Origin of the sequence: Succiniclasticum ruminis DSM 9236 (assembly GCF_900112895.1) — a bacterium.
Classification (GTDB): domain Bacteria; phylum Bacillota; class Negativicutes; order Acidaminococcales; family Acidaminococcaceae; genus Succiniclasticum; species Succiniclasticum ruminis.
The window spans coordinates 21989-46098 of the sequence record NZ_FONL01000005.1 but is presented as its reverse complement, the minus strand read 5'-3'; the positions used below and the strand labels follow the sequence as shown (position 1 = coordinate 46098).

Sequence of the window (24110 nt, the reverse complement as noted above, 5' to 3'; positions counted from 1 at the left end):
TCAAGAAGTTTTTGAAAAAACGGTTTACCCGCTGTTTGCTGGTGGGAAAAACAGTCCCTGTTACAGCAACGCCAGCAGTCTCTTTTTGTCTGTCTTCCCCCGGCTGTTCAATGGAATCTCTTTCAGGAAAATAATCCGCTTGGGCATCTCCTGCTGCATCAGCAGCTGTTTCAAATGCTGCCGCAGTTCCTGACGGGAAATTTCCCCGTCACAGATTACAAAAGCCGCCGCCTCCTGTCCCCGGCCCGCATCGTCGTAGGGCAGCACGACAGCCTGGACCACGTCCGGCACCGAACACAGGGCGTTTTCAATTTTCGTGCAGCTGATCTTGAAGCCGCCTTTATTGATGATATCGCCTTCCCGTCCGTTGAATATCAGGTATCCTTCTTCATTAAAGTATCCCGTGTCATGAAGGGTGCAGGGCTGCCGCAGTCCTTCCACGTGGTACGGCGTATCGATATAAATCAGACCGTCTTCCACCCAGACCTTTACGCCGGGCACCGGTTTGCCCACACTGTCAGGGAAACGCAGCACTTCCTCATAACTCAGCCAGGTAATATAATCCAGTTCGCTGGCGCCGTAATATAAAATGATTTCACTTGCCGGGAAAAACTTTTTCAGTTTTTCCGAGGTTTTAGCCCCCAGCAGCTGGGAGCCTGCCAGGATCATCTTCACGGAAGGGTATTCTTTCTGTAAATACCGGGTCAGCGCCTTCAGCTTGGCCGGAACCAGATACAATACAGTAACATGGTGCTGCTCTATCACTTCCAGCCACTGGCGGCAGCTGAAGATCTCGCTGACAGCCAGGGTGCAGCCCGCATAAATCACCGAAGCCCAGATACTGAGATTGCCAGTAAAACTGAAGCTTCCTTCCGTAAAGACAACCGCGTCGCCGCCAATACGGAAACGCCGGTTCTGTTCCGGGATAAATCCCCCCCAGCTTTCGTAGGTGCGGTACATCACCTTGGGAACATCCGTGGAGCCACTGCTCAGCACGCCCATGCAGGCATTCTGGAAAAGAACCTTTGCCGGAACAAACTTTGCTGTTTCCTGTGTATTCTGCTTTTCTGCAACGCGTTGCTCCGCTTCGCCCGGTTCACTTACGCCCAGCTTTAACGTCCACCTGCCGGCCTTTTCTTCCAGCACAAACCCGATGCGGTTCTTCTCAACCAGCTTGTTCTCCGCATCCTGCGGCAGGTCGTAATGACCGATGATGGGAATCTGCCCCGCTGCCATCACTGCCAGAAAGGCCAGCAGCTGGTGATACACGTCCTCCGACAGAATCAGCACGCTTGTTTTATAATCTTTCGGAAACTGCTGCTTCCATTCCGACGCAACAAACCCGCGGACATCTTTATAAGCCTGCCTGTAAGTGATCTGCCTGTCTTTCAGAATAAGATACGGCGTGTTCTCTTTTTCTTTTGCATATTTTTGTAACAGTGTAACGTAATCCATAGGTTCTCCAAATGAGTCCATGCAATTTCGCAATCCTTCCCGATGTTTTGCTCATGTCTGTTCCTTACAGCATATGTATGAACAACAAATCCAGATTATTATTACAGTTTACTATTTTTCACCAGCAGCGCCGTGCCCAGACCACCGGCACCGGCGATGCTCAACAATCCCAGCCTGCCGTTCCTTTGTTTCAGTTCCTGCCACAGATGAAGCAGCAGAATGGCTCCCGAGGCGCCGTACGGATGCCCGTAGGCCAGGGCGCCGCCCCAGGGACAGTAGCGTTCCGCCAGGTCAGGATGCTTTCCGGCAAACAGCGCGCTGATTACCGCAAAGGCTTCATTATATTCAAACACATCGATTTCTTCCGGTTGTAACCCGCAGCGTTGCAATAAGCCGGATCCTGTTTCTATGGCCCCTTCCGGACTATAGCGGGGATCCACGCCCCACTCAAATCCGGCCAGCAGTTCCGTTTCCGGCTGCAGATTATATTTCTCAAGCGCTTTTTGCGAAACCAGAATCACAAAGGCCGCCCCGTCATTCGTTAGGCAGGCGTTGGCAGCCGTCAGCAGCGGAGTCACTGCACTCTTTTCATTTGGAAATCCCGCACCGTTTTCGCTGCCGGCACCGCTTTTGCTGTCAGACTTCCCACCTGATTCTGTTTCGGTGCGCTGTTCCCGGCACAAGGCCGCAACTTCTTCTGCCGTAAACAACTTTGGCATCCGGCTTGCCAGCTTCGGGCTCATCCTGTCGCGGATTCCTTCGTCGCACTCACTGCCAAACACAGAAACCACAACATCCTGCAGCCGTTTTTCTTCCCTGGCCTTCTTGGCCAGCTGATGGCTCCGTACCGCAAATGCATCCAGTTCCTCCCGGGTAAAACCGTACTTCTGGCAGGTCCGTTCGGCGCCCTCCAACATTGCTTTCGCGCTGGTGGTATCCGGCGAAAACTGCGCTACGGTAAAACCTGCTTCCGTATAACGGGGGTCTGCTTTTGCGTAAACACGCGTGGGCTGCATGGAGGTTGATTCGAATCCGCCCGCGATCAGCACATCCGCCATGCCGCTGCCGATTTTGGTCATAGCCAGTTCAATGGACGCCGCCGCGGAAGCGCACTGCATGTCTACCATCAGCGCGGGAATATGTATGGGAAGACCGGCCTTCAGCGCCGCCAGCCGCGTAATGTTTCCGCCTGTGCCCACTGCATTGCCGCAGATTAGTCCGTCAGCCTGCAGCGCGCAGGGATATTTCTCAATTACTTTTTGTAAAACGGCCGCAGCCAGTTCCTCCGCAGGAATGGTTTTAAACATCCCGCCCGTCAGCCCGATGTGGCTGCGCAGGCCTCCCAGCAAAAATACTTTTTCCATTCTCAGTCCCTCATAAAAAAATCCCGGCCTGATGCCAGACCGGGCACTCTATGGAAGTGTCACCATCACCGTTATTTCTTTACAAACCACAGATGAATCCGTCTGCACTCTGCTAAAATTATTTACGCGTGACCATCCCGTAAACTCAACTCAGTTTTTCCGCATTATTGCATTGATCCGGGTAGCCAGGAACGCGCCGGCAACTACCTTCACAATATCGCCGAAGATGAACGGGAACACCGCAGCCACCAGCGTGGCCCATACACCCATGTGCGCCACCAGGTACATGGAGATGCAGCCGCCCACGTAAATGACCGGCATACCCACCGCGATGCCCAGGAAGACCATCCTCTTAAAACTGTTGGAACCGTTCAGCAGCTTGCTCATCAGCCAGGCCGCAATGGCAAAGGCCACATAGAAACCGCCGGTAGGTCCCACCAGACGCCCCAGGCCGGCAGAACCTCCGGGCAGCACCGGAACGCCGATCGCGCCGATGATCATCCAGGCCAGCAGGACCAGGAAAGCGTCATTGGGTTTTAAAATAAACGCTGTCATATTAACAATAATCGTTGTCCCCACAACCATGGCCGGGGTAAACGGTAAGGGAAATGCCAGATACGAAGAAATTGCCAGCAGCGCCACGCACAGCGCCATTTTAGTCAGATTGCGGGTCTTATCCGCCGCGGTTTCGCGATGTAAAGCCGTTACAGAAGTCTGTGCCATGTTATTCATCTCCGGAATCAGTATTACGCAATGCTTTTTACAACCGTTTCATTCATTGCGTTTCGTTATCCTTAAAAAGTTTAAGGTTAACCACGTCTCTAATTATAAATACTTCCCGGATTATTGTCAACCCATATTTTATTTTTAGTTAACCATTGTGATTTTTCACTTTCGTCACATTATTTTTTGATTCTGTAATATTCTTAACACAAAACTTGCTTGTATTTTCTGACAACTTCTGCTACACTATAAGTGAACAAAGGAAGTACCGAAAGTCCCCCCAACCGGGGAAATGTTGGAAAAGGAAATGAGGATACTTCGGAAGTTAAAATGAGAAAGGAGTGGTTCCCCCGAAATAGATAATGCGGTATAAGGAATAATTCGAAAAGGAGTGAGTCCATTGCAGAGGTTATCGAGATTCAATAGATAAACGCCCGTGACGTTGTCGGAACAATGCACGGGCGTTTAAATTTTTTATTTCAGGGACGTTTGTTACATGAACATCTCCTGTTTATCTTAGCATTACGGAGAAAACCATGAGGCTTTTTATCGCAATTAATTTGTCAGATGCCATGAAAAAAGCCCTCTCTGCCGCACAGGACGAAATGTATGGCGAGGGTGTCCGGGGCAATTTTACGCCCAGGGAAAATATGCACCTTACCCTGGCCTTTATCGGAGAATATCCGGATAAAGAACAGGTGATGGACGCGCTTTCTTCCGTATCCTTTTCTGCTTTTACCCTTTCTCTTTCGGGCATGGGTTGTTTCCGTGACCTGTGGTGGGCAGGCATGGATGAATCAGCGCCGCTGGCTGCCGTGGTACGCCGCATCCGCCATGCGTTGGCCGGATACGATATTCCGTTTGACCGGAAACGTTTTTCACCGCACATCACGCTGATCCGTAAAGCCACCGGAACAATGCCCGGAATCCGGATTGAAAAAGTTTCCATGCCGGTGGAACGCATATCCCTCATGCGCTCCGACCGCGGCAAACACGGCATGATTTATACCGAAGTGGGAGAAATTGGGAAAAACTAAACGGCTTCTGTATTCAAAACAGAAGCCGTTTAGTTTATCATACTATCCATTTGCCTGCATACCGGGTAACCAACAAATTATACTAACAACTTAAACAACACCGCCGCAATATCCTTGCTGTACTGATAAGCTTCCGCAGGCGCAGCAGGATGAATGGCCAGAAGCGGCACTTCCTGTTCGTACAGGGAACCGTGGGTGCGGCTTGCATCCGTCACCAGTGCAGTGGTTCCCCCCAGTTCGCCAAACGCGCAGTCCGGCGCCGTAAAAATTACATAATCCCCGATACCCTGCAGCGGCAGATGCATTCTTTCCGCTGCTTCTTTGTTTGTCATCACGGCTTCAATCTCCGGTCTGGAGTGGATCAGTTCCTGCAGCGCCTCGTTCTCTTCCGGTTTTTTCAGGAACAGATACAAAATGCCGCCTTCCTGGTACACATGGTTTTCTTTATACCGGTCTTTCAACGGCGCCAGGCAGTAAATATGCAGCCCCGCTTCGTCCGCCAACTGCTGAAAGTCCAGCAGGTGATGCTTCTGGTTCATTCCGTGGTCGGCGGTAATATAAATCTGCCGTTCCGGATCCGCTTCGTGGATGGCAGCCACAGCTTCATCGATCTGCCGGATCTGCAACTGCGCTTCCGGTGCTTCCGGTCCGAAATGATGGAAGCCGAAATCATTGGTAGTGCAATACACCAGCGCCGGGTCTTCCTTTTTAATCACAGCCAGGGCCGCTTCCACGATCCAGCGGGAACTTTCCAGACTGCTGACCCCCGGCGGGGCAGGAATGCCCAGTTTTTGCAACAGCGGCGCGTCCGGCGTCTGCACGCTGATGCCGGTGTCCGCCGCATGGCCATAGACTCCCAGCAGTTTTCCCTTCACCGTCAGAAACGCCGTCTTCAATCCCCGCTTGCGGCAGGCCTGCAGCAGCGTCTTCGCTTTCATAAAACCTTTTTCTTCAATAAAGCCTTCTTCGCCCGTAACCGGATTGTAATAATAATTGCCTGCCATACCGGTTTCCGAAGGAAATTTTCCTGACAGAATCGACGCGTGGTTCACGTTGGTAACGGTGGGTACCACAGCCTTCACTGTTTTGGAAAAGCCAAACTGTTCCGCCAGTCTGTGAATATTTGGCGCAAACTCCGGCGTAATGTATTCCGGCGCACAACCGTCAATTACAAGGATCATGACTCTGTTCATCATACAGGAATTCCTCCCTCTGTGCACAGGCAGCCGGCTTCCAGGTTAAAAGATTCTATAATCACCTGTCAATACTTTTATTTGTGCACGCTCTTCCCATACTGTTTCATATACACATGCTCCGCCGCCAGTTCCTGCAGGAGATGCCGCCCGCTCCACTGCCGGTTGGACGGGGTGAGCATGGCTTTCAGTTCTATACTCTTCAGCTTCCCCTTCTTCACCGCCGCCAGAAACCGGTTCAGCAGGTGCATGTCGAAGCCGCACAGGAAGACCATCTCTTTTTGCGCAGCCTGCGCCAGCGACTCCGCGGCTTCCTTTTTCACGGTTTCCGGGTCTTCCCCTGCTTTTTGGGCCGCTTCCTCCAGCGCTTCGAAAAGCTGTTCTTCCTGCTTTTCCGGCGGATTCGCCGCAGCCTGGGGACAGTCCTTCACGCCTGCGAGAAATCCCACCGCGTCGTCAAACTGTTCCGGCTCCACCGCCTTGAAGTTCACTTTTAAAATCATGCAGATCTGACGGAGCTGCTGCAGCCGTTCCGGGTTAAAATTATAGGCCAATACTGATTTAATCATAACCGCTCACCTTTTAAAAAATCCCCGGCACACTGTCGGGGATTTTCATTTTTATATTCTTTTCTTCACGTATTTCAAATCAATTCCTTCAGCACGATGGTCTGTTCCCGGTTGGGTCCTACGGACACGATGCCCAGTTCCACGCCGGCCACTTCCGACAGGCGGCGCAGGTATTTCTTCGCCCCTTCCGGCAGGTCTTCAAACTTGCGGCATTTCGTGGTATCGCACATCCAGCCGTTGAATTCTTCGTAGACCGGTTCCACCTTGCCCAGCGTTTTCAGGCTGGCGGGGATCTGTTTGATCTCTACGCCGTCAATCTTGTATCCCACGCACATTTTGATCTTTTTCATCTGGTCCAGCACGTCCAGACGGGTCACCGCAATGGAGTCCAGACTGTTCAGGCGCACGGAATACCGCAGCATGAAAGCATCCAGCCAGCCACAGCGGCGGGGCCGTCCCGTGACGGTGCCGTATTCGTGGCCGGTCTCCCGGATCTGGTGCCCGGGGCCGTCCGTATCCAGCAGTTCCGTTACGAAAGGACCGGCGCCGACCCGGGTGGTATAGGCTTTCACCACGCCTACCACATGATCGATGAAGCGTGGACCGATACCGCTGCCCACGCAGGCGTTGCCCGCCGTGGGGTTGGAACTGGTCACGTAAGGATAGGTTCCATGGTCGATGTCCAGGAACGTGGCCTGCGCCCCTTCAAACAGGACTTTTTTATCTTTTTCAAACAGTTCATCCAGAATTACGCCGGTATCCGTTACGTAGGGACGCAGTTCTTCCGCATATCCCAGATATTCTTTCAATACGGTTTCGTAATCAAACGGTTCAGCGCCGTAAATCTTCGTAATAATCTCATTTTTTGCTGCCAGGTTGGCTTTCAGTTTTTCCGCAAACACTTCCGGGTCCATCAGGTCGCAGACACGGATGCCCACCCGGGCTACCTTGTCCATGTAGCAGGGTCCGATGCCGCCCCGGGTCGTGCCGATTTTTTTATCCCCCAGAGCTTCTTCCTGGAGAACGTCCAGCTTCTGATGGTAGGGCAAAACAACGTGAGCCCTGTCGCTGATGGCGATGCGGCTGATGTCCACGCCCTTGTCGTGCATCTCTTTGATTTCCTGCAGCACCACGCCGGGGTTGATCACTACCCCGTTGCCCAGCACGCACATCTTCCCGTGATACAAAATCCCGGAAGGCAGCAACCGCAGTTTATAGGGCACGTCGTTTACCACAACGGTGTGCCCCGCGTTGGAGCCGCCGCTGTAGCGCACTACCGCGTCCGCTTTCTGCGCCAGGTAATCAACAATTTTGCCTTTTCCTTCATCGCCCCACTGGGCGCCAATTACAACAACTGATGACATACTGTTTACATCTCCCCTCAAAGATTAAAACAAAACTATTACAGCCCGAACCTTGCAAAAATTCTGTCTACATGCACCAGCATGGGCTTGTAATCAAAGCATTCTTTAATTTCTTCCGGCGTCAGGTACTTGCGCACGTCCTCGTCCTTGCAGAGGTTCTCGTAGAAATCTTCCCCTTCCAGCCAGCGTTTCATGGCGTTGCGCTGCACCCAGCGGTACGCCGTATCCCGGAACGCGCCTTTGGCAACCAGGGCCAGCAGCACCCGGGGGCTGTAAATCAGGCCGCCGGTCATGTTCAGGTCTTCCAGCATCTTGTCCGGATACACCAGCAGCCTGTCAATCAGGTTGATGGTTTCATTTAAAATATAATCCAGTGCCGTGGTCGCGTCCGGCAGCATCACCCGTTCCACGGAGGAATGGGAGATGTCCCGCTCGTGCCACAGGGGAATATTTTCAAAAGCCGGCAGCACATAGCCCTGCACCAGCCGGGCCATGCCGCAAATGCGCTCGCTGCGCACCGGGTTCCGTTTGTGGGGCATGGCGGAGGAACCTTTCTGTTTCGGGCTGAAATATTCTTCCGCTTCCCGCACTTCCGTGCGCTGCAGGTGACGCACTTCCAGCGCCATCTGGGACAATGTCCCGGCGATGACGCCCAACGTGGAGATATATTCCGCATGATGATCCCGCTGCACCACCTGGGTGGCAACGGATTCCACTTTCAGGCCCAGCTTTTTGCAGACATATTCTTCCACATAGGGGTCAATGTCCGCATAGGTGCCGACGGCGCCGGACAGTTTGCCCACGCACATATTTTCCGCGGCCCGTTTCATCCGCTCAATGTTCCGCAGGGTCTCGCTGTACCAGAGCAACAGCTTCAGGCCGAAGGTCGTCGGTTCCGCATGCACGCCGTGGGTACGCCCGATGGTGGGTACATATTTGAATTCCACGGCGCGGCGTTTCAGCACTTCCGCCAGTTTTTCCAGGTCTTTCAGGATTACGTCCGAAGCCTGTTTCACCTGTACATTGAGGCCCGTATCCTTTACATCCGTGGAAGTGAGGCCCATGTGGATGTATTTGGCTTCGTCGCCCACGTATTCCGCCACGGCGGACAGAAACGCAATAATATCGTGGTTGATCTCCTTATCAATTTCGTGGATGCGGTCCACATCAAAATCCGCTTTGGCTTTGATGACTTCCACCGCTTCTTTGGGAATGCGCCCCAGCTCCGCGTTGGCTTCGCAGGCGGCGATTTCCACATCCAGCATGGTCTGCCATTCATTCCGTTCGTTCCAGATCTTCTCCATTTCCGGACGTGTGTATCTCGGAATCATCTTGTTGTCCCCCTTTTGCTTCTGCAGCTTTTACAAACCCAATACCAAATAAATTAAAATGTTGCTTTGCAAAACAATTTTATTTTACCTTCTGCCGCCGTCTTCCGGCCGGCGGGCCAGGCTGATAAACTTCGTGCATTCATTCTTAAAGAACAGGTTGACCCGCCCTACCGGACCGTTGCGGTGCTTGGCCACAATCAGTTCCGTAATATGGGTAGGGGCTTCCTCTGCGCCTTTATAATAATCATCCCGGTACAGGAACATAACGATGTCCGCATCCTGTTCCAGGGAGCCGGACTCCCGCAGGTCCGACAGCATGGGTTTCTTCACCTGCCGGGCTTCCACGCTGCGACTTAACTGGGAAAGTGCCAGCACCGGCACGTTCAGTTCACGGGCCAGGGCCTTCAGTCCCCGGGAGATTTCTGACACTTCCTGCTGCCGGTTGTCGGAACTGTTGCGCCCCGACGTTCCCTGCATCAGTTGGAGGTAATCGATGACGACCAGGTCCAGGCCGCCTTCCGCCTGGAGGCGCCTTGCTTTCGAACGCATCTCCATGATGGTAATCCCCGGCGTATCGTCAATAAAAATCTGCGCATTGGACAAAAGGTCTGCCGCTACCCACAGCTTGTTCCACAAATCCGCGTTATCGTTATCCTTGTTATCTCCTCCCGCGCGCAGCCGTTGGGCATCAACGTCCGCCTCGGAGCAGAGCATGCGCTGCACCAGCTGTTCCCGGCTCATTTCCAGACTGAAGAAGGCTACCCGTTTTTTCGGCTGTCCTTCCCGGGCGCCCCGGATTGCCACATTCTGGGCAATGTTCAGGGCCAGGGCCGTCTTACCCATGGAAGGACGGGCTGCCAGGATGATAAAATCGGAAGGATGCAGACCCGCCGTTAATTTATCAAGATCCACAAACCCTGTAGCCACCCCGGTAATCGACTGCCTGCTTTCCAGCACAGCCTGGATATGGTTGATCGTATCCGACAGCACTTCGGAAATCTCCGCGAAATCTTTCGACCCTTTCCGGTTGGAAATCCGCAGGACCATCTTTTCCGCCTGGTCAATGATGACCGGCACGTCATCCGCTCCTTCATAACCCAGGGAGGCAATGGCCGTACCGCCCTCCACCAGCTGGCGCAGGATGGATTTATCTTCCACGATCTGGGCATGGTATTTGGCGTTGGCGGCCGTAGGCACCACATTGGCCAGCAACGTGACATAGGCAACGCCGCCCACATCATCCAGCCTGTTCATTTTCTTCAGTTCATTGATCAGCGTGATCATATCGATCGGTTCATTCTTGGAATGAAGCGTCAGGATCGCGCTGTAGATGACCTGATGTGCCTGCCGGTAAAAATCTTCCGGCATCAGTTTCTCTGTAACCAGGCTCACCGCGTTTTTGTCGATGAGCATGGCTCCGATTACGGATTGTTCCGCTTCTATATTCTGCGGAGGCACTCTGTCCTGCATAATAAACACCTGTTATAGAAACACCGGTACCGCGCCCCGGATTGAAAACCACAGGTTTCCCTGCAAGGCACGGATCAGCCATTATCAGTCTGCGTCAGCTTCCACGATTACATTAAATTTCGCGGCAATTTCCGGATGGAGTTTGGCCACGGCCGTATAGGTACCCGGCTGTTTTACTGTCTCAGGCAGCTCGATCTTGCGGCGGTCAACCTCCAGACCGGTCTGCTTCATCAGGGCTTCCGCCACATCTTTGGACGTAATAGCACCGAACAGCTTGCCATTGGCGCCGACTTTTAATTTCATTTTCACGGTAACCTTTTCCACCTGGGAAGCCAGCATCACCGCTTCGTCTTTCCGCTGGGCAGCCCTGTGCTCCGCCACCTTTTTATCCTGCATGGCCTGGTTCATGTTGACCGTAGTAGCCTCTTTTGCTAATTTACGGGGGATCAGGTAGTTGCGGCCGTAACCTTCCGCCGTTTCCACAACATCCCCTTTTTTCCCTAATTTTTTAACATCACTCAATAAGATTACTTTCATTCTTTTCTTTCTCCTTCTCTTTCTCTTCTGCTTCGTCAAATTGTTTCTTCGTTAATTCGATAATCTGCCGTTTGATTTCGTCTGCGTCAGCGTTCTGTATCTGTACGCCGGCCACCGTCTGATGACCGCCGCCGCCTAATTCTTCCATGATAATCTGGACATTGATGCTGCCGTCGCTGCGGGCGCTCACATTTACACAGCCATCCGTGCATGCGGAAATCACCACGCCCACGGCTATTTCCGTAACATTGATCATGGCATCCGCCGCCTGGGCCGCGATGATTGAAGTCTCACTGGTGTTCTCCACATTGCGGTTAACGGCTATCGCCATATGGGGCAACGGCGTTTCCGCGTCGGCGATCAGGCGGTACCGTTTCCGGAACGCGTCCAGATCATCCTTGAACAGCTGCCGCACCAGGACCGGGTCAGCCCCGGAAGTACGCAGCAGGGCTGCCGCTTCAAAGGTACGGGCGCCGGTCTGCACGTTGAAGTTCTTGGTGTCCACCACCAGCCCGCTGTACAGCGCCGTGGCTTCCCCTTTGGTGAATTCCAGCTTGTCGTCAAAATACCCTGTCAGTTCCGTAACCAGCTCGCTGGTTGAGGAAGAAGAAGGTTCCATGTATTTCAGAATCGTATTCTTTATGATATCTTCCGCTCTCCGGTGATGGTCGATGATGATCCGTTTCTGGGGGATCGCTTCCAGCACTTTCTGGCTGGCGCTTAAGGCGGCCCGGTGATGATCCACCAGCATCAGCAGGCTTCTGGGCGTAATCTCTTTCAGGATGTCTTCTTCGTGTACGAAAATGCCTTCATACTGTTTGTCTTCTTCGGAAATATTCAGTTCGCTGTTAAATACCAGTTTTTTCAGTTTCTGCAGGGACGTGCTGCGGTCGCTGACCACAATAAACGTGGGTTTGTTCCGGGACAGGGCCAGCTTGGCCACCCCGACGGCGCTGCCGATGGAATCATAATCTTCATTGGCATGGCCCATGACAAAGACCTTGTCCGCGTCTTCCATCTGCTCCCGGATGTTGTGGGCCACGATCCGGGCCCGCACCCGTGTGCTTTTGGCGCTGACCGCGTTGGTTCCGCCAAAATACTGCATCTGTTTGTCGCATTCCACCACGACCTGGTCGCCGCCGCGGCCCAGGGCAAGGTCCAGCGCCTTAGCTGCGTGCATGCTCACTTCCTGCAACGTATCCCCGTCTTTGGAGATGCCGATGCTGATGGTAGGAGCCAGCTTGTTCTCCAGCCGCACCTCCCGCACTTTGTCCAGGATGGAAAATTTATCATCGATTGCTTTCTGCAGGTTTTTATAATTTATGCCTACCACTAAATTTTCATTGTTGGCGCGCACCACAAACCCGCGCAAAGACTCTACCCATTTATTCAGGATCTGGCCGATTTCCCCGTTCAGGTTGGCCCGGGCGCTTTCCCCGAGGCCTTTCATTACGTCTTCATAATTGTCGAAACGGACAAAAGCCAGGCACAGGCGCTCTTCCGCAAAGCGCTGTTTCAGCTGTTCCCACTCGGTTACATCCGTCAGGTAAACCATCAGCGTACTGGCCGTGGCGGCTTCCTTGCCGTCCGTAGTTTTAGCCGGGTTCTGCACGCTGAAATAACGCATGTTGTAATACCGGCCCCGCATCTTGATAATCTTGGTGTCGTCCTTTACGCACATGGTTTCAAACGCGTTTTCCGGCAGGGGGAGCACTTCTTCCGGTTTTTTCTTCTCCAGCGTTTTCAGGCCGGTCCATTCCTGGAATTTTTCATTTTTCCACTGCAGCCGTCCGTCGCTGGAAAAAACCGCGATTCCCACATCCAGATTCTTTGTGGAATAATGTACGGAACGCTCAATGTTACGGATCACGTCGTCCAGATAGTCGGACAGCATCTGTTTCTTTTTGGTATAGGCCCGGCGGGCAAACCAGACCACTATGATGAATATCAGCACCCCCGCCGGAATGAACAGCGGCTGCAGGAAACAGAGTCCGGCTATCAGCAGGGCAATGATCAGCACATAAACACAGATTTCTTTCCAGTTGGAGAACTGGCTCCTGCTTCCAAACATTCCAATCACCTCGTATTGCTTCGTAAGTTATACGACAATCCAGTCGCGGAACCTTTACTTCTTTTTTTGTTCCCGTTCCGCCGCATATTTCTTCGTCCGGAGCCTGCGGGCGTCAAACAGGATGTCGTACGCGCCCACATAGGTCACAAGCAGTCCCACCAGGGAAATAAACATGGAGACGGGGATGATGATCCGCATCCACCAGAGGGGTTTACTATGGGTTTTGAGATACCAGTAGATAAACACCAGACCCTGTACCATCAGCAGCATGCTGCAGATAGCCCACACATTGGCGCAGATAGTGTAACCGATATGGGTCCGGTCGTTGACAAAAAACTGGATACCAAAGAGGGCCGCCACATAAACCAGCGCCACCACCGGCGGGAAGGACCACTCGTCCACCGGGGGAAATTCCGGAAAGGTTTCCCCGGTCCTGGCCAGGATCCTGCGGGCCACCCAGTAGTTGATCATCACCAGGATCGGCGCCATCAGCAACATGGCTCCCGGCAGGATAATCTTGATCATGGATACCATTTCCGTCATCTGTGCGGTAAAGGCCGCGGACTGTTCCGGCGTCATTTTCCCCGTGTTAAAAGACGCCGCAATCTGCGGAATGGCATCGTCCAGCGACTGGAACATCATATCCACGGGATGGATGCCCATTACATACAGGGCCAGCAGCATGTTGATACCGATACTGGCCAGCGCCCCGATGGACGCGTATAGCAACAATTTCTGCGCCGGCAGGTGACGGTGCATACACTCGCCCAGCACGACGCCCATGACACCGTACACGCCGATGTAAAACAGCGCATGAATCGGATTCACAGTCATGGCCACCAGCACCGTGGATACCACGGCAGCCATTATACTCCAGCGCATCCCGTTCCGCATGCCGCAGACAACCAGGGGCAGGGGCATAATCAGATTTAAAATGATTCCCATAAAGGGAACATAAGCGAACAATAAATTAAAAACAATCGCAATGGCCGCGCAGATTGCGCCTTCCACCATCGCCGATGTTCTTCTGCGATACGTTAACGCCACAAATTCCTCCTGCCGGAAAAACAAACATCCCTTTCCCGGCTTGTCAGTAAACAGAATCAAACCCAGGGAACCGTTATCCGGTTCCTTCTTTCACAAATAAAAAGACAAACACTTTTACAGTGTACCATTATATTTTACACCAAATATAAGATTTTGGCAAAACAGTCTGGTGGCCCGCAACCCCAAAAAGAAAATGCTGAAGCCGGACATTCGACAGAACGGCTTCAGCAGCGTATCTTCTTATTAAATTAAACATACATGGCAGTGTCTGCTCATGCGCGCTCCGGTTCTGTCATCGTTTTTTTCTGCACAGATGCCGCTCACAGCTTTACGCTGGCTTTCACTTTCAGCCCTTCTTCCATCACGCTGAGGTTTGTGAGGTGCAGCACATCCAACACGGATTTTTTCAGGAAGCGGGTCTTGCCGATTTTGCTTTCCTGCAGGGTTTTGGTGAAGTCCAGACCGATCACGCCGTTTTCATAGGTTACTTCCACGTCTTTGTTCTCAATGGTCACCTTATCAAAGATAAGATCGATGATCGCGACGATCAGCTTGTCACCGACCGTATTCACCACCAGGGACGCAAAGTCATTATTAAAAATGTCGAAACCCTCTACTTTAATGTGGGCAACGGCTTCGTTCTGGTCCACATAAAAGTCCAGGACGGAAAGTTTCAGCTCCAGCGTGCCGTAGGTATTGTGCTGCAGGTTCATCCGCAGGTAGTCCGGCGCCAGATAGCCGATGTCCAGCAGGGCAAAATCGCTGCCGGCCAGGGCTTTCGTCATATATGCCTTGATCTCGGTATACGGAATGACCAGTTCGCCCCGGGACAGCTGCTGCCAGTTCTGGGCGGATATCCAGCGGTCGCTCTTGGTCTTCAGCGGGTTCACGATGCGGTCATTAAAGTCTTTGATCTTCTGGGAAATGGTGGATTCGGCCTTGTCCGCGGTGGTCTTGACGCCGGCAAACACGTCTTCCCCTTTGACATTTTTCATTTTTTCTTTCAGGGCGTTCAGGTCAAACTTTTTGCTTTCGTCACCCAGCGGTTCGTCCTTGCAGTCCATGTTGCTGAAAGTGTCCGCGTTTTCCGCGCCTTCTTTGCGGGCCTTTTCAAACACTTCCCGGAAGCTGGCCACATCTTCCGGCCGGCCGGCTTTCAGCCAGGCGTTGGCCGCCTTGCCCACGCCGTAGGTAATGGACACCGCCAGCGGGATCTGGATGGCCGGGATCGGCAGCAGGGTAAACACCGACTGCCCGATAAAGGTCGCGCCCAAAGAACCCAGAAGGCCCAACGCCGTACCTTCGGAGACCTTGATTCCCCGCAGGTCGGCCAGGCGGGTGATCATGTACACCTCGTTGGCGATCAGCGCCATGGTTCCGAAAACGGGAGCCACCACCAGCACGCTGGCGCGGGCCGCGCCCCAGCGGCACAGTTTTTCCGCTTCCCATTCGGTATCAATATCTTCCAACGGTTCGATTTCCTTTTTTTCTTCCGCACCGCCGGCAACGGTTTCCTCTTTTGCGGCTTCCTCCGCGGCACCGGCTTCTTCAGCCTTGCCGGCTTCGCCTGCAGCCGCAGTTTTTTCCGTATTCTCTGCCGCAGCAGAAGCTTCAGCAGCTTCTTCCGTTACCTTTTCCGCTGCCTCATCCTGTGCCGTCTGTTTTACTTCTTCTTCAGCCATAATGCAACCTCTCCAAATCCCTACAGACTCTTACTGATTATATGCTTCAATATTATCCGAAAGAAAATTATTCTCCCTTATTTCCTGTATTTTATATTATATCCTTTATGCTATAATAAAAATTGAAATCTTTATGAACAATTAAAGGACGCTGTCATGCCAAAAAAAGAAACTGTTTTTTCCCGACAAACCGTGGGGCGTTTCGCCCCTTCCCCCAGCGGGCGCATGCACCTGGGAAATGTTTACACCGCGCTGGCCGCCTGGCTCTGCGCCAAAAGCGCCGGCGGGGATTTCCTGCTGCGTATTGAAGACCTGGACCCGGTCCGCTGTCCACGCGCCAACGCGGACCAGATTCTGTCTGATCTGGAGTGGCTGGGCATCACCTGGGACAATCCGGACGTCCCGTATCAGAGTGAACGCACCGTCATATATGAAAAATACTATGAACAACTGACCGGCAAAAACCTCGTCTATCCCTGCTTCTGCAGCCGCGCGCAGCTGCATGTGGCGGACGCGCCTCATGCGTCGGACGGGCGCGTGGTCTATGCCGGCACCTGCCGCCGGCTGACAGACGCGGAAGTCCGTGAAAAAGCAAAACAGCGCCGGCCTGCCGCCCGGCTGATCCTGCCGGACACAGATATTACGTTTTGCGACGGCTGTTACGGTCCGCAGTCTTTTAACCTGGCCCGTGACTGGGGCGATATCATCATCCGCCGCAGCGACGGCGTGTTTGCCTACCAGCTGGCAGTGACCATAGACGACGGGCTGATGGGCGTCAGCCAGGTGGTGCGGGGTTGTGACCTGCTGAGTTCTTCTGCGCCGCAGATCTACCTTTTCCAAACGCTGGGTTTCGATGTGCCGGAATATCTGCACCTGCCTATGTTGATCACCCGGGAAGGGGCCCGCCTTGCCAAGCGTGACAAAGCGGCGGACATGGGCTTTCTCCGTCAGGAGCTTGGCAGACCGGAACCGCTGCTCGGTTATATCGCCTGGCTGCTGGGACAGATCAGCAAACCGGAACCGCTGAAAGCAACCGATATCCTGCCCCTGTTTGACCGGAAAAAAATTCCCGGACATGACCTTGTCATTCCGGGAAATTATTGGGAAGAGTTGAAATTGAAGAGCTGAAAATTAAGTGAAATTATGGTTAGGGAGAAAAACCAGAAAATGTACTAAGGAAGCGCCGCTTGAAAAAGTATGCGCTTCCTTACTTCTATATTTATCTTGCCGCCAGTTGCGCTTTGCCCACATTCCGTTCGTTCTGTTCGGCAACCACATCTGCTACGGTTTTGCGAACCGGGATCACCAGCCGTTGTCCCACCGCCAGGTCGCTGCCTGACAGTTTGTTCTCTTTCTGGATCCGCAGGATTACTTCACGGATATCTTCATCCCTGCCGCTCCAGTCAGCCGCAATATCCCACAATGTGTCTCCCGTATGTACGGTAATAACCTGTTTCTCATAGATTTCCGGGGAAGCAGAAACTGTCATGTATGTAAAACCGCCGCTCATTAACGCGCCTAATAAAAAAGCAATTAAAAATCTTTTCATTTTGTCCACCTCTTTTGAAACGTTTGTTTGTTATAATTATAATACAACCAAACAGTTCGTTTGTCAAGAGTTTTATTTCGAACAGTTCGCTGAAATTAAATGAAAATTATTTATCTGTTCGCAATAAAGACAGCTAACGGAATCTTTACATAATCTGCTGCATTATGTATAATGCTTTTAACCATTTTTGACAGAAACATTGGAAAATCAGCAGAAAGAGCCGGGAAACATCCGTTTTCCGCAGAGTGAAAGGAAGCGCCGGTTTTTGAAGTCCCGTTTCCTTAACTGGTAAGTCTGGAACAGGAGGTAACAACATGTTCAATTATCGTTTACCCGCAAAAAACTTTATCGCCGCTTTTGATATTGACGCCCAGAAAACCTTCACCCCGGTCTGCCCCGACGAACTGCCGGTGGCGGAAGGAGACAAGATCGTACCGGAATTGAACGCGCAGGCAAAGCTTGCGTGCCTGCGGATCGCTTCCCGTGACGCCCATTCCCCTTACGCGAAATGGATTGCCACAGAGGAACATCCGTGCCTGACCCCGCTGGCCGGCTATCCGGACCTGGACCTGTATTGGACAAAACATGCCATCGTCGGCACGCCCGGCTTTGAATTTATCGACGGGCTGGATCCCGAAGCCTATGCCTTCCAGAGCCTGAAAGGCATCGAACCGGACAAACATCCCTACGGTGCCTGCTATCACGACCTTGGCAACAAATACAGCACCGGGGCCATTGAATTCTTACGCCAGCACGGCATCACCACCGTAATCTGCGGCGGCCTGGCCACGGACTACTGTGTGCTGAATACTGTTCTGCAGTTGAAGGACGCCGGCTTTACCGTCATTTTAAATGAAGCAGCCTGCCGCGGTATCGCGCCCGATACAACGCAGGCCGCCCTGGAAAAAATGAAAGCCGCCGGTGTCATTCTGGTTAAGAATGCGGCAGCTTTGAAAAAGATGAGATAATTCTACCTGATAACAACAATTACATATCATACCCATACTGATTGTTCAGCATGGCAATACCGCTCCCTGTTTTAAAAACACGGGAGCGCATTTTTTTAATGGCTTCTTCCGGCATATTCTTTTCAAACGAATTCACAAGGAAATCCGCTTCCAGCAGGATCTGCCAGTCCGGTCCGTCCACCCCCTCATACGTGTGGTGGTGGGCGATAAGGAAACAGACTCTGTCGATCAGCTCCGGTTGATAACCGCCCGCTTCCTGCAGCAACGCCCGGGCATAAGCCGGACCTTCCTGTTCCTGCAGCTTGCCGTTGTTGAACCCGTACTTCTTTTCAGCCGGAATGATGCCGATATCATGGAGAATCGCAGCAATTTCCAAAACCTCCTGCTGTTCCGGGGGCAGTCCTTCCATTTTGCCGATGAGGGCGGCAAACATATAGACCTTTAAGAAATGCTGGATACGGCGGGCATCCCCTTTGTCAAACAAAACCATCCTGCGCACGACTTCAGCATGTTCCATACTTTCCGGTCTCCTTATCTGTTATACAGCAGCAATTCATCATATTCCCTTCAGGTTTTCGATTATATACAACGCTTTCGGCAAATATTCATACTGTTTGCTTTCGGGGAAAACGACAGCGACGCGGTATGTCTTTCCGGCCCGTTTTGCGGCGCTGTCCACAATCAGGCACTGCTGTCCGTCCACATAACGGCGGATATATTTTATGCTGACATCATCGCCCTGGGCAGTTTTCCGGGTCTCCGTAAACACCGGCACCGCTTTGCCGTAACCCGGGAATGTGTCCTGGTTTTTATAATAATAGGTGTCCGCCGGGTCGTCCACGCTAACTGCCATAAATTCATGCTGCCCGGCATCGCGGATCAGCATGGGCCCGGTTGCCGGTACCTGCAGCAGGGGATTCTGAGGCAGCGAACCGGGCAAGGCTGTCACATAATTTCCTTTATGATTGCTGTACCAGTAAAAATCCCCTTTTGCCAGCGGGCGGAACGGGGACGGGGCAGGTACGGGAACCTGCACCGTAATGGTTTTATATTTTGTTCTTGCTGCCGCAGGACCCGGATGTAACGGGGCAGATGCCGGAACATTCTCTCCGGTTTTTTCCCCCGCCTGTTTCAGCAGTTGCTGCTGCGCTTCGGCTCCGTAGGACGAAAGTCCCCCGGTCCTGTCTTCCCGGGTCCTCGTGCCAAACGTCCCATCCGGATTTTCCAAAAAGGTTTCCGAAACATCCTGCATCACGTCCGGCGGGAAAAACAACGTCGGAATTTTAACATCCATCGTGCCGGGCCGGTACCCGGACCCCGCAAACGCGCCGGACAAAAGGCGGAACTCCGGTCTGGGCTGTGTATATTTCCGCTGTATCTGTTCCCGGATTTCCGCTTCCGTATAGCCTGACCCAACGGCCTGCGGAATTACCGGTTCTGCAGTCCTGCCGGACGGTATTTCTCTGTTACGAACCGTCACTATTGGTGTTTCATTCTGCCGGGGACTGTTTTCCGGGGCACTTTTTACAGAGGTATGGTCTCCTTTCGCTTTGGACCATATCCTGTCTGCCGCGTTTTCTTTGGGTCCTGACGCACTGCTCTCCGCCTTTTCCGTCCGGTCCACCCGTATCCGGATACCACTTTCGGCCTTCCCCGGGGAACCGGTTCCCGCTGCGGCAGGCGAAGAAGGCACCGGATGCGTCGGCAGCGCTGCTTCACCATAGAGCGGGCATACTGTCAGAATACAAGTCCAAAAACCTGCTGCCAGAAATCCCCGCATTCTTTTTGAAACGTTCTTTTTTCCCATCATGATTCCCTTACCGTTATTTATACTTATTACCGTATCGTGCCGCCGCCGACCACCACGTCATCCTGATAAAACACCACAGCCTGGCCCGGTGTCAGCGCCCGCTGGGGTTCATCAAACGTCACTTTGATGTTTCCGTCTTCCAATGGTTCAATCACTGCCGGTACATCTTTGGCCCGGTAACGGGGTTTGGCCGTTACGCGCACCGGTCCTTTCAGATCCGGAATGGAGATCAGATTGCAGCTCTCCGCGATCAATGTGTCGGAGAACAGCGCCTCCTGCGGTCCCAGGTATACAATGTTCTTTTCCACATCTTTCCGGATCACATAGAGCGGATACTGATAGGCAATACCCAGACCCTTCCGCTGTCCGATGGTGTAATGCAGCTGTCCCCTGTGGGTTCCCAGCACCGTGCCGTCCAGATGGATGAACTTCCCCGGTTGCGGCTTGCGTTTTGTAATATTCTGTATCACCCGGGCGTAATCCCCGTCCGGCACAAAACAGATATCCTGGCTGTCCGGCTTCCGGGCATTGGCCAGTCCTTCCGTTTCCGCTTTTTCCCGGATGGCCGTCTTCTGCAAACGCCCCAGCGGGAACAAAATATGGGCCAGCTGGTTTTGCGTCAGGGTGTACAGCATATAACTCTGGTCCTTCTGCCGGTCATCCCCCCGCAGCAGCAGCCAGCGTCCGGTCTCTTCATTAAATTTTACATTAGCGTAATGACCTGTAGCGACATACCCGCAACCCAGCTCTTCCGCTTTCGGGAACAGCTGCCCCAGCTTCACATTTTTGTTACAGTCCACGCAGGGGTTCGGCGTCCGCCCGCTTTCATACTCCGCAATGAAGTGGTCTATGACAAATTGACGGAAGTACGGGCAGAAGTCAAACACGTAATGGGGAAAACCCATCTTTTCCGCAACCTGTTTCGCGTCCCGCACATTGACGAAACTGCTGTCGGTTTCCCCCGCCCCGATGTCTTTGTTTTCAAACATCTTCAGGGTGACGCCGACCACATCATAGCCCGCTTCCTGCAGCAGCAGCGCCGCCGTGCTGCTGTCCACGCCGCCACTCATGGCCATTAAAACTTTTTGCTTCATTTTAAAACTTTATGCTCCAAACGTTGCGCACGCTTCGTTGATCTTTGCTTCATCCACGCGCATGGCTTCAATGGTTTTTGTGATCAGATCTTCCAGTGTCCAGCCCAGCATATCCGCGCCCTGCTGGATGACTTCCCGGTGGCAGCCTGCCGCAAATCTGTGATCTTTGAATTTTTTCTTTACGGATTTCATTTCCATGTCCTGCACGCTTTTGGACGGGCGCACCAGGGCGCAGGCGCCGATGAGTCCCGTCAGTTCGTCGCAGGCAAACAGCACTTTTTCCATCTCGTGTTCCGGTTTGATGTCCACCGTGATCCCGTAACCGTGGCTGGCTGTAGCGTGGATCAGCCGTTCATCCAATCCCCGTTCCCGCATGATCTCCTGGGATTTTGTGCAGTGCTGGTCCGGGTACTGTTCAAAATCCAGATCGTGAAGCAGGCCCACTAAACCCCAGAAATCTTCTTCCTCCGCATATCCCAGAGTGCGGGCAAAATGCCGCATGGCCCCTTCCACCGTCAGGGCATGACGCAGATGGAACGGATCTTTATTAAATTCAGTCAGTAATTTCCAGGCTTCTTCTCTTGTAATCATAACGCATCCCTCTTTCTCAAATCACATAATCGCCGCCGGCTTTTTCATGGTAGCGTTTCACCAGGTCCGCCAGGGTGATATGATCCACCACATTGTTCACCGCAGCCTCGATTTGCTGCCATATCTCCTGGGTCACACAGGTCCGCTCCATTTCACAGGTGCCGCTGCCGGCTTCCAGACAGGAGACCGGGGCCAGGCTGCCCTCCGTGGTCCGGAGGATATCCCCCACCGTATACTCTTCGGGAGCTTTCGTCAGCCGGTACCCGCCCTGGGCGCCCCGGGCGCTGCGCACAAAACCCGCCCGGCTCAGCTGGGTTATGATCTGTTCCAGATATTTGTCGGAAATGTTCTGCCGTTGGGAAACCGCTTTCAGCGGAATAAAACCGCATTCGTAATGCACGGCAAGGTCCAGCATCAGGCGCGTGGCATACCGCCCCTTCGTGGAAATCCGCATACTGCAATCACCTCTTTCGAAACACTGAAGGAAACGCCGGTTACGCAGCGTCTCCTGAAACCCGGTTTTGCTGCGGCGAAAGGAAAAATGAATCCTTTCATGCAGCACCGGTTTATTCTTACTTTATTATATGCCTATATTATTATATGCCTATATTCTACTATGAATTAAGTGGATTCGCAAGCGGTTTTTCAAAAAGAAAAATCCTTTCCGCCTGCCGTCTTTCTCAGCAAACCGGAAAGGATTTCTATTTTATTCCTTTTCTTTCTGTGCTTTCTTCTCTGCCTTCTTCGCGTTCTTGGCGTCCTTCGCCCGTTTTTCCTTCAACTGGGCCCACAGGTCGATGACCGTCTTCATCCATTCGATCATGGCCAGCTTGCCGAACTGGTGCCAGTTCTCGCACTCCGTGTTCTTTGCGATGAAAGCATTCCACTTGTCCTGGTTCACCTTTTCGATTTCCAGCGGATTCGTCAGACCGAAATCACTTTTGAACAGCATGTCGTCCATGGAAGCGAACTTGCTGTTCTCTTTCATGAATTTTTCATTGAACAGCTCCTGGAACGTCATTTGCTGCATCAGATGGCCCAGTTCCGGATCCGCCTTGTAAATATCCATATATTTTTTGAATTCAAACTCTATTTTCTTCGCGTCAACCATTGCAATCTCCATTCCGCTGCCGTCCGGTTTGCAGCATTTTCTGATAAAAATAAACAGACACAGCCCCGATGCGGTTTCCTGCTCCAACACGGTTACAGTCTGTGAAAAAACAGTTTCGCCGGCTTCCTTCTGTTAAATGTCTGTGTTATTGTAACACATTTTTTCCTGTTTTTCTATAATCGTCTCCCATAACTTCGGAATGCCATAAAAAAAACATATTTTTGTCACGGTTTTGCCCCACCCTGCTGTTATGATACAGACAACGAAAACATCCGGCGAAGGCAGTTGCCGGAAACACTTGCATATAACATCGCAGCACCGGCAGGAACGGAGGGGAATAAAATGACGATTTCCAAAAAGTTACAGAAAATATTGGCAGTGACCCTGATGACCAGTTTCTTAAGCACTTCTTTCGTTATGGGCGTATCCGAGGCGGCAGCAGCCCGTCCCAACGGCGGCGGCAGACCCCCGGCGCAGTCCCAGCAGATCCGGCGCGAAACACAGAAAGGCCCCTCCGGCCATCAGATGAAAGCCCCTATGCAAAGGCAACGTTCCGACCATCAGGCAAGGCCGGCCGTTCATAAAAGCGCACCGACTCAGAGAATGCAGTCCATGCACAAGAGTGGCCCGAACCACAAGGCGCAGCCCATGGCGCACAAAAACGGTTCCATCCGTCAAGGCAGTTCTATCCACCACGGCGGTCCCGCTATGCACAAAGGCGGCCCGGGACATAAAGCACAGCCTATGATGCACAAAGGCGGCTCCATCCATCGCAGCGGTCCCGTGATGCACCGCAACGGCCCAAACCACAAGGCACAGCCCATGGCTCACAAAGGCGGTTCCATCCGTCACGGTGGTCCCGTCATACAGCAGCATCACCCCGCACCGCCTCCGCGTCACCACCATCATGATGACTACCGCAGCATGCACAGCGGAGACTGGATCGGCGCACTGGTCATCGGTGGCATCATCGGCGCGATTATTGCCAACAACTCGCACCGCGCTGACCGCGCTGATTATGTAGAGTATGTAGAATAAATATCAGGATGACAGGCAAATTTAACCCGGATCGCTATCCGGCAAAAGGAAGACACCTCCCTGAGTAGACATATGACACCCCTCTCTAAAAAAGGGACTGTGCAGG

General features: G+C 52.7%; 23 protein-coding genes. 4 read left to right on the top strand and 19 right to left on the bottom strand.

Features of this window, described 5'->3' with window-relative positions; all coding sequences use genetic code 11:
* Window positions 1-60: 60 nt before the first annotated feature.
* The 3 genes from BM159_RS05360 to BM159_RS05350 form a co-directional block, all read right to left on the bottom strand.
* Window positions 61-1455 (bottom strand): AMP-binding protein, encoded by a 1395-nt coding sequence (locus BM159_RS05360; RefSeq protein ID WP_177205930.1) that lies wholly within the window; start codon window positions 1453-1455, stop codon window positions 61-63.
* Between the two features lie 101 nt (window positions 1456-1556).
* Window positions 1557-2819, bottom strand: a complete 1263-nt coding sequence (locus tag BM159_RS05355) for a thiolase family protein (RefSeq protein WP_093913235.1) — start codon at window positions 2817-2819, stop codon at window positions 1557-1559.
* A gap of 150 nt (window positions 2820-2969) precedes the next feature.
* On the bottom strand, window positions 2970-3542 hold the full coding sequence (locus BM159_RS05350; RefSeq protein WP_218149521.1) for a biotin transporter BioY: 573 nt from the start codon (window positions 3540-3542) through the stop codon (window positions 2970-2972).
* A gap of 536 nt (window positions 3543-4078) precedes the next feature.
* Between BM159_RS05350 and thpR the strand changes: the two genes are divergently transcribed.
* Window positions 4079-4579: an RNA 2',3'-cyclic phosphodiesterase gene (gene thpR, locus BM159_RS05345; protein ID WP_093913233.1), complete on the top strand. Its 501-nt coding sequence runs from the start codon at window positions 4079-4081 to the stop codon at window positions 4577-4579.
* 77 nt (window positions 4580-4656) lie between these two features.
* On the opposite strand, the gene BM159_RS05340 is transcribed toward thpR, so the two are convergent.
* The 9 genes from BM159_RS05340 to BM159_RS05300 all read right to left on the bottom strand — a co-directional run bounded on the left by BM159_RS05340 (window position 4657) and on the right by BM159_RS05300 (window position 15843).
* Window positions 4657-5775, bottom strand: coding sequence for an alkaline phosphatase family protein (locus BM159_RS05340; protein ID WP_218149520.1), 1119 nt, complete (start codon window positions 5773-5775; stop codon window positions 4657-4659).
* 74 nt (window positions 5776-5849) lie between these two features.
* The gene (locus tag BM159_RS05335; protein WP_093913232.1) at window positions 5850-6341 is read right to left on the bottom strand and encodes a DUF3783 domain-containing protein; all 492 of its coding nucleotides are present in this window, start codon (window positions 6339-6341) and stop codon (window positions 5850-5852) included.
* Window positions 6342-6415: 74 nt separating this feature from the next.
* On the bottom strand, window positions 6416-7705 hold the full coding sequence (locus BM159_RS05330) for an adenylosuccinate synthase (RefSeq protein ID WP_093913231.1): 1290 nt from the start codon (window positions 7703-7705) through the stop codon (window positions 6416-6418).
* Between the two features lie 38 nt (window positions 7706-7743).
* Window positions 7744-9036 (bottom strand): adenylosuccinate lyase, encoded by a 1293-nt coding sequence (gene purB, locus BM159_RS05325; protein ID WP_093913230.1) that lies wholly within the window; start codon window positions 9034-9036, stop codon window positions 7744-7746.
* Between the two features lie 84 nt (window positions 9037-9120).
* A complete protein-coding gene (gene dnaB, locus BM159_RS05320; RefSeq protein ID WP_093913229.1) occupies window positions 9121-10506 on the bottom strand; it encodes a replicative DNA helicase in 1386 nt (461 codons plus the stop codon).
* Window positions 10507-10590: 84 nt separating this feature from the next.
* Complete coding sequence (gene rplI, locus BM159_RS05315; protein WP_093913228.1) at window positions 10591-11043, bottom strand: 50S ribosomal protein L9; 453 nt, start codon at window positions 11041-11043, stop codon at window positions 10591-10593.
* Window positions 11021-13114 (bottom strand): DHH family phosphoesterase, encoded by a 2094-nt coding sequence (locus tag BM159_RS05310; protein ID WP_093913227.1) that lies wholly within the window; start codon window positions 13112-13114, stop codon window positions 11021-11023. Before BM159_RS05310 ends, rplI begins: the two co-directional genes overlap by 23 nt.
* 54 nt (window positions 13115-13168) lie before the next feature.
* On the bottom strand, window positions 13169-14161 hold the full coding sequence (locus tag BM159_RS05305) for a YybS family protein (RefSeq protein WP_143089400.1): 993 nt from the start codon (window positions 14159-14161) through the stop codon (window positions 13169-13171).
* Between the two features lie 320 nt (window positions 14162-14481).
* Window positions 14482-15843 carry a hypothetical protein gene (locus BM159_RS05300; RefSeq protein WP_093913225.1) on the bottom strand — a complete coding sequence of 454 codons (1362 nt, stop codon included), beginning with the start codon at window positions 15841-15843 and terminating at the stop codon, window positions 14482-14484.
* Between the two features lie 156 nt (window positions 15844-15999).
* Here BM159_RS05300 and gluQRS point away from each other — a divergent pair, with 156 nt between their 5' ends.
* On the top strand, window positions 16000-16971 hold the full coding sequence (gene gluQRS / locus BM159_RS05295) for a tRNA glutamyl-Q(34) synthetase GluQRS (protein WP_093913224.1): 972 nt from the start codon (window positions 16000-16002) through the stop codon (window positions 16969-16971).
* Window positions 16972-17062: 91 nt separating this feature from the next.
* Here the strand turns inward: gluQRS and BM159_RS05290 are convergent, their stop codons facing one another.
* Complete coding sequence (locus BM159_RS05290; protein ID WP_093913223.1) at window positions 17063-17392, bottom strand: LysM peptidoglycan-binding domain-containing protein; 330 nt, start codon at window positions 17390-17392, stop codon at window positions 17063-17065.
* Window positions 17393-17706: 314 nt separating this feature from the next.
* On the opposite strand from BM159_RS05290, the gene BM159_RS05285 reads away from it, so the two are divergent.
* On the top strand, window positions 17707-18360 hold the full coding sequence (locus BM159_RS05285) for an isochorismatase family protein (RefSeq protein WP_093913222.1): 654 nt from the start codon (window positions 17707-17709) through the stop codon (window positions 18358-18360).
* A gap of 19 nt (window positions 18361-18379) precedes the next feature.
* On the opposite strand, the gene BM159_RS05280 is transcribed toward BM159_RS05285, so the two are convergent.
* The 6 genes from BM159_RS05280 to BM159_RS11950 form a co-directional block, all read right to left on the bottom strand.
* Window positions 18380-18877 carry an HD domain-containing protein gene (locus BM159_RS05280; RefSeq protein ID WP_093913221.1) on the bottom strand — a complete coding sequence of 166 codons (498 nt, stop codon included), beginning with the start codon at window positions 18875-18877 and terminating at the stop codon, window positions 18380-18382.
* Between the two features lie 39 nt (window positions 18878-18916).
* Window positions 18917-20170: a hypothetical protein gene (locus BM159_RS05275; RefSeq protein ID WP_143089399.1), complete on the bottom strand. Its 1254-nt coding sequence runs from the start codon at window positions 20168-20170 to the stop codon at window positions 18917-18919.
* 26 nt (window positions 20171-20196) lie between these two features.
* On the bottom strand, window positions 20197-21264 hold the full coding sequence (mnmA, locus tag BM159_RS05270) for a tRNA 2-thiouridine(34) synthase MnmA (RefSeq protein WP_093913219.1): 1068 nt from the start codon (window positions 21262-21264) through the stop codon (window positions 20197-20199).
* 9 nt (window positions 21265-21273) lie between these two features.
* The gene (locus BM159_RS05265) at window positions 21274-21855 is read right to left on the bottom strand and encodes a hydrolase (RefSeq protein WP_093913218.1); all 582 of its coding nucleotides are present in this window, start codon (window positions 21853-21855) and stop codon (window positions 21274-21276) included.
* 16 nt (window positions 21856-21871) lie between these two features.
* Entirely contained in the window at window positions 21872-22309 is a 438-nt protein-coding gene (locus BM159_RS05260; RefSeq protein WP_093913217.1) for an RrF2 family transcriptional regulator, read from the bottom strand.
* Window positions 22310-22561: 252 nt separating this feature from the next.
* Window positions 22562-23056 (bottom strand): hypothetical protein, encoded by a 495-nt coding sequence (locus BM159_RS11950; RefSeq protein ID WP_177205929.1) that lies wholly within the window; start codon window positions 23054-23056, stop codon window positions 22562-22564.
* A gap of 252 nt (window positions 23057-23308) precedes the next feature.
* Here BM159_RS11950 and BM159_RS05250 point away from each other — a divergent pair, with 252 nt between their 5' ends.
* Window positions 23309-24004, top strand: a complete 696-nt coding sequence (locus BM159_RS05250; protein ID WP_093913216.1) for a hypothetical protein — start codon at window positions 23309-23311, stop codon at window positions 24002-24004.
* Window positions 24005-24110 lie beyond the last annotated feature (106 nt).

What these genes read in the sequence shown, in the direction of transcription:
- rplI (WP_093913228.1), bottom strand. Translation starts at nt 11,043, where the DNA reads ATGAAAGTAATCTTATTGAGTGATGTTAAAAAATTAGGGAAAAAAGGG.
- BM159_RS05260 (WP_093913217.1), bottom strand. Translation starts at nt 22,309, where the DNA reads ATGCGGATTTCCACGAAGGGGCGGTATGCCACGCGCCTGATGCTGGAC.
- mnmA (WP_093913219.1), bottom strand. Translation starts at nt 21,264, where the DNA reads ATGAAGCAAAAAGTTTTAATGGCCATGAGTGGCGGCGTGGACAGCAGC.
- BM159_RS05360 (WP_177205930.1), bottom strand. Translation starts at nt 1,455, where the DNA reads ATGGATTACGTTACACTGTTACAAAAATATGCAAAAGAAAAAGAGAAC.
- BM159_RS05350 (WP_218149521.1), bottom strand. Translation starts at nt 3,542, where the DNA reads ATGGCACAGACTTCTGTAACGGCTTTACATCGCGAAACCGCGGCGGAT.
- dnaB (WP_093913229.1), bottom strand. Translation starts at nt 10,506, where the DNA reads ATGCAGGACAGAGTGCCTCCGCAGAATATAGAAGCGGAACAATCCGTA.
- BM159_RS05285 (WP_093913222.1), top strand. Translation starts at nt 17,707, where the DNA reads ATGTTCAATTATCGTTTACCCGCAAAAAACTTTATCGCCGCTTTTGAT.
- BM159_RS05355 (WP_093913235.1), bottom strand. Translation starts at nt 2,819, where the DNA reads ATGGAAAAAGTATTTTTGCTGGGAGGCCTGCGCAGCCACATCGGGCTG.
- BM159_RS05280 (WP_093913221.1), bottom strand. Translation starts at nt 18,877, where the DNA reads ATGGAACATGCTGAAGTCGTGCGCAGGATGGTTTTGTTTGACAAAGGG.
- BM159_RS05335 (WP_093913232.1), bottom strand. Translation starts at nt 6,341, where the DNA reads ATGATTAAATCAGTATTGGCCTATAATTTTAACCCGGAACGGCTGCAG.
- purB (WP_093913230.1), bottom strand. Translation starts at nt 9,036, where the DNA reads ATGATTCCGAGATACACACGTCCGGAAATGGAGAAGATCTGGAACGAA.
- BM159_RS05300 (WP_093913225.1), bottom strand. Translation starts at nt 15,843, where the DNA reads ATGGCTGAAGAAGAAGTAAAACAGACGGCACAGGATGAGGCAGCGGAA.
- BM159_RS05290 (WP_093913223.1), bottom strand. Translation starts at nt 17,392, where the DNA reads ATGAAAAGATTTTTAATTGCTTTTTTATTAGGCGCGTTAATGAGCGGC.
- BM159_RS05275 (WP_143089399.1), bottom strand. Translation starts at nt 20,170, where the DNA reads ATGATGGGAAAAAAGAACGTTTCAAAAAGAATGCGGGGATTTCTGGCA.
- BM159_RS05250 (WP_093913216.1), top strand. Translation starts at nt 23,309, where the DNA reads ATGACGATTTCCAAAAAGTTACAGAAAATATTGGCAGTGACCCTGATG.
- BM159_RS05330 (WP_093913231.1), bottom strand. Translation starts at nt 7,705, where the DNA reads ATGTCATCAGTTGTTGTAATTGGCGCCCAGTGGGGCGATGAAGGAAAA.
- BM159_RS05340 (WP_218149520.1), bottom strand. Translation starts at nt 5,775, where the DNA reads ATGATGAACAGAGTCATGATCCTTGTAATTGACGGTTGTGCGCCGGAA.
- BM159_RS05310 (WP_093913227.1), bottom strand. Translation starts at nt 13,114, where the DNA reads ATGTTTGGAAGCAGGAGCCAGTTCTCCAACTGGAAAGAAATCTGTGTT.
- thpR (WP_093913233.1), top strand. Translation starts at nt 4,079, where the DNA reads ATGAGGCTTTTTATCGCAATTAATTTGTCAGATGCCATGAAAAAAGCC.
- gluQRS (WP_093913224.1), top strand. Translation starts at nt 16,000, where the DNA reads ATGCCAAAAAAAGAAACTGTTTTTTCCCGACAAACCGTGGGGCGTTTC.
- BM159_RS05265 (WP_093913218.1), bottom strand. Translation starts at nt 21,855, where the DNA reads ATGATTACAAGAGAAGAAGCCTGGAAATTACTGACTGAATTTAATAAA.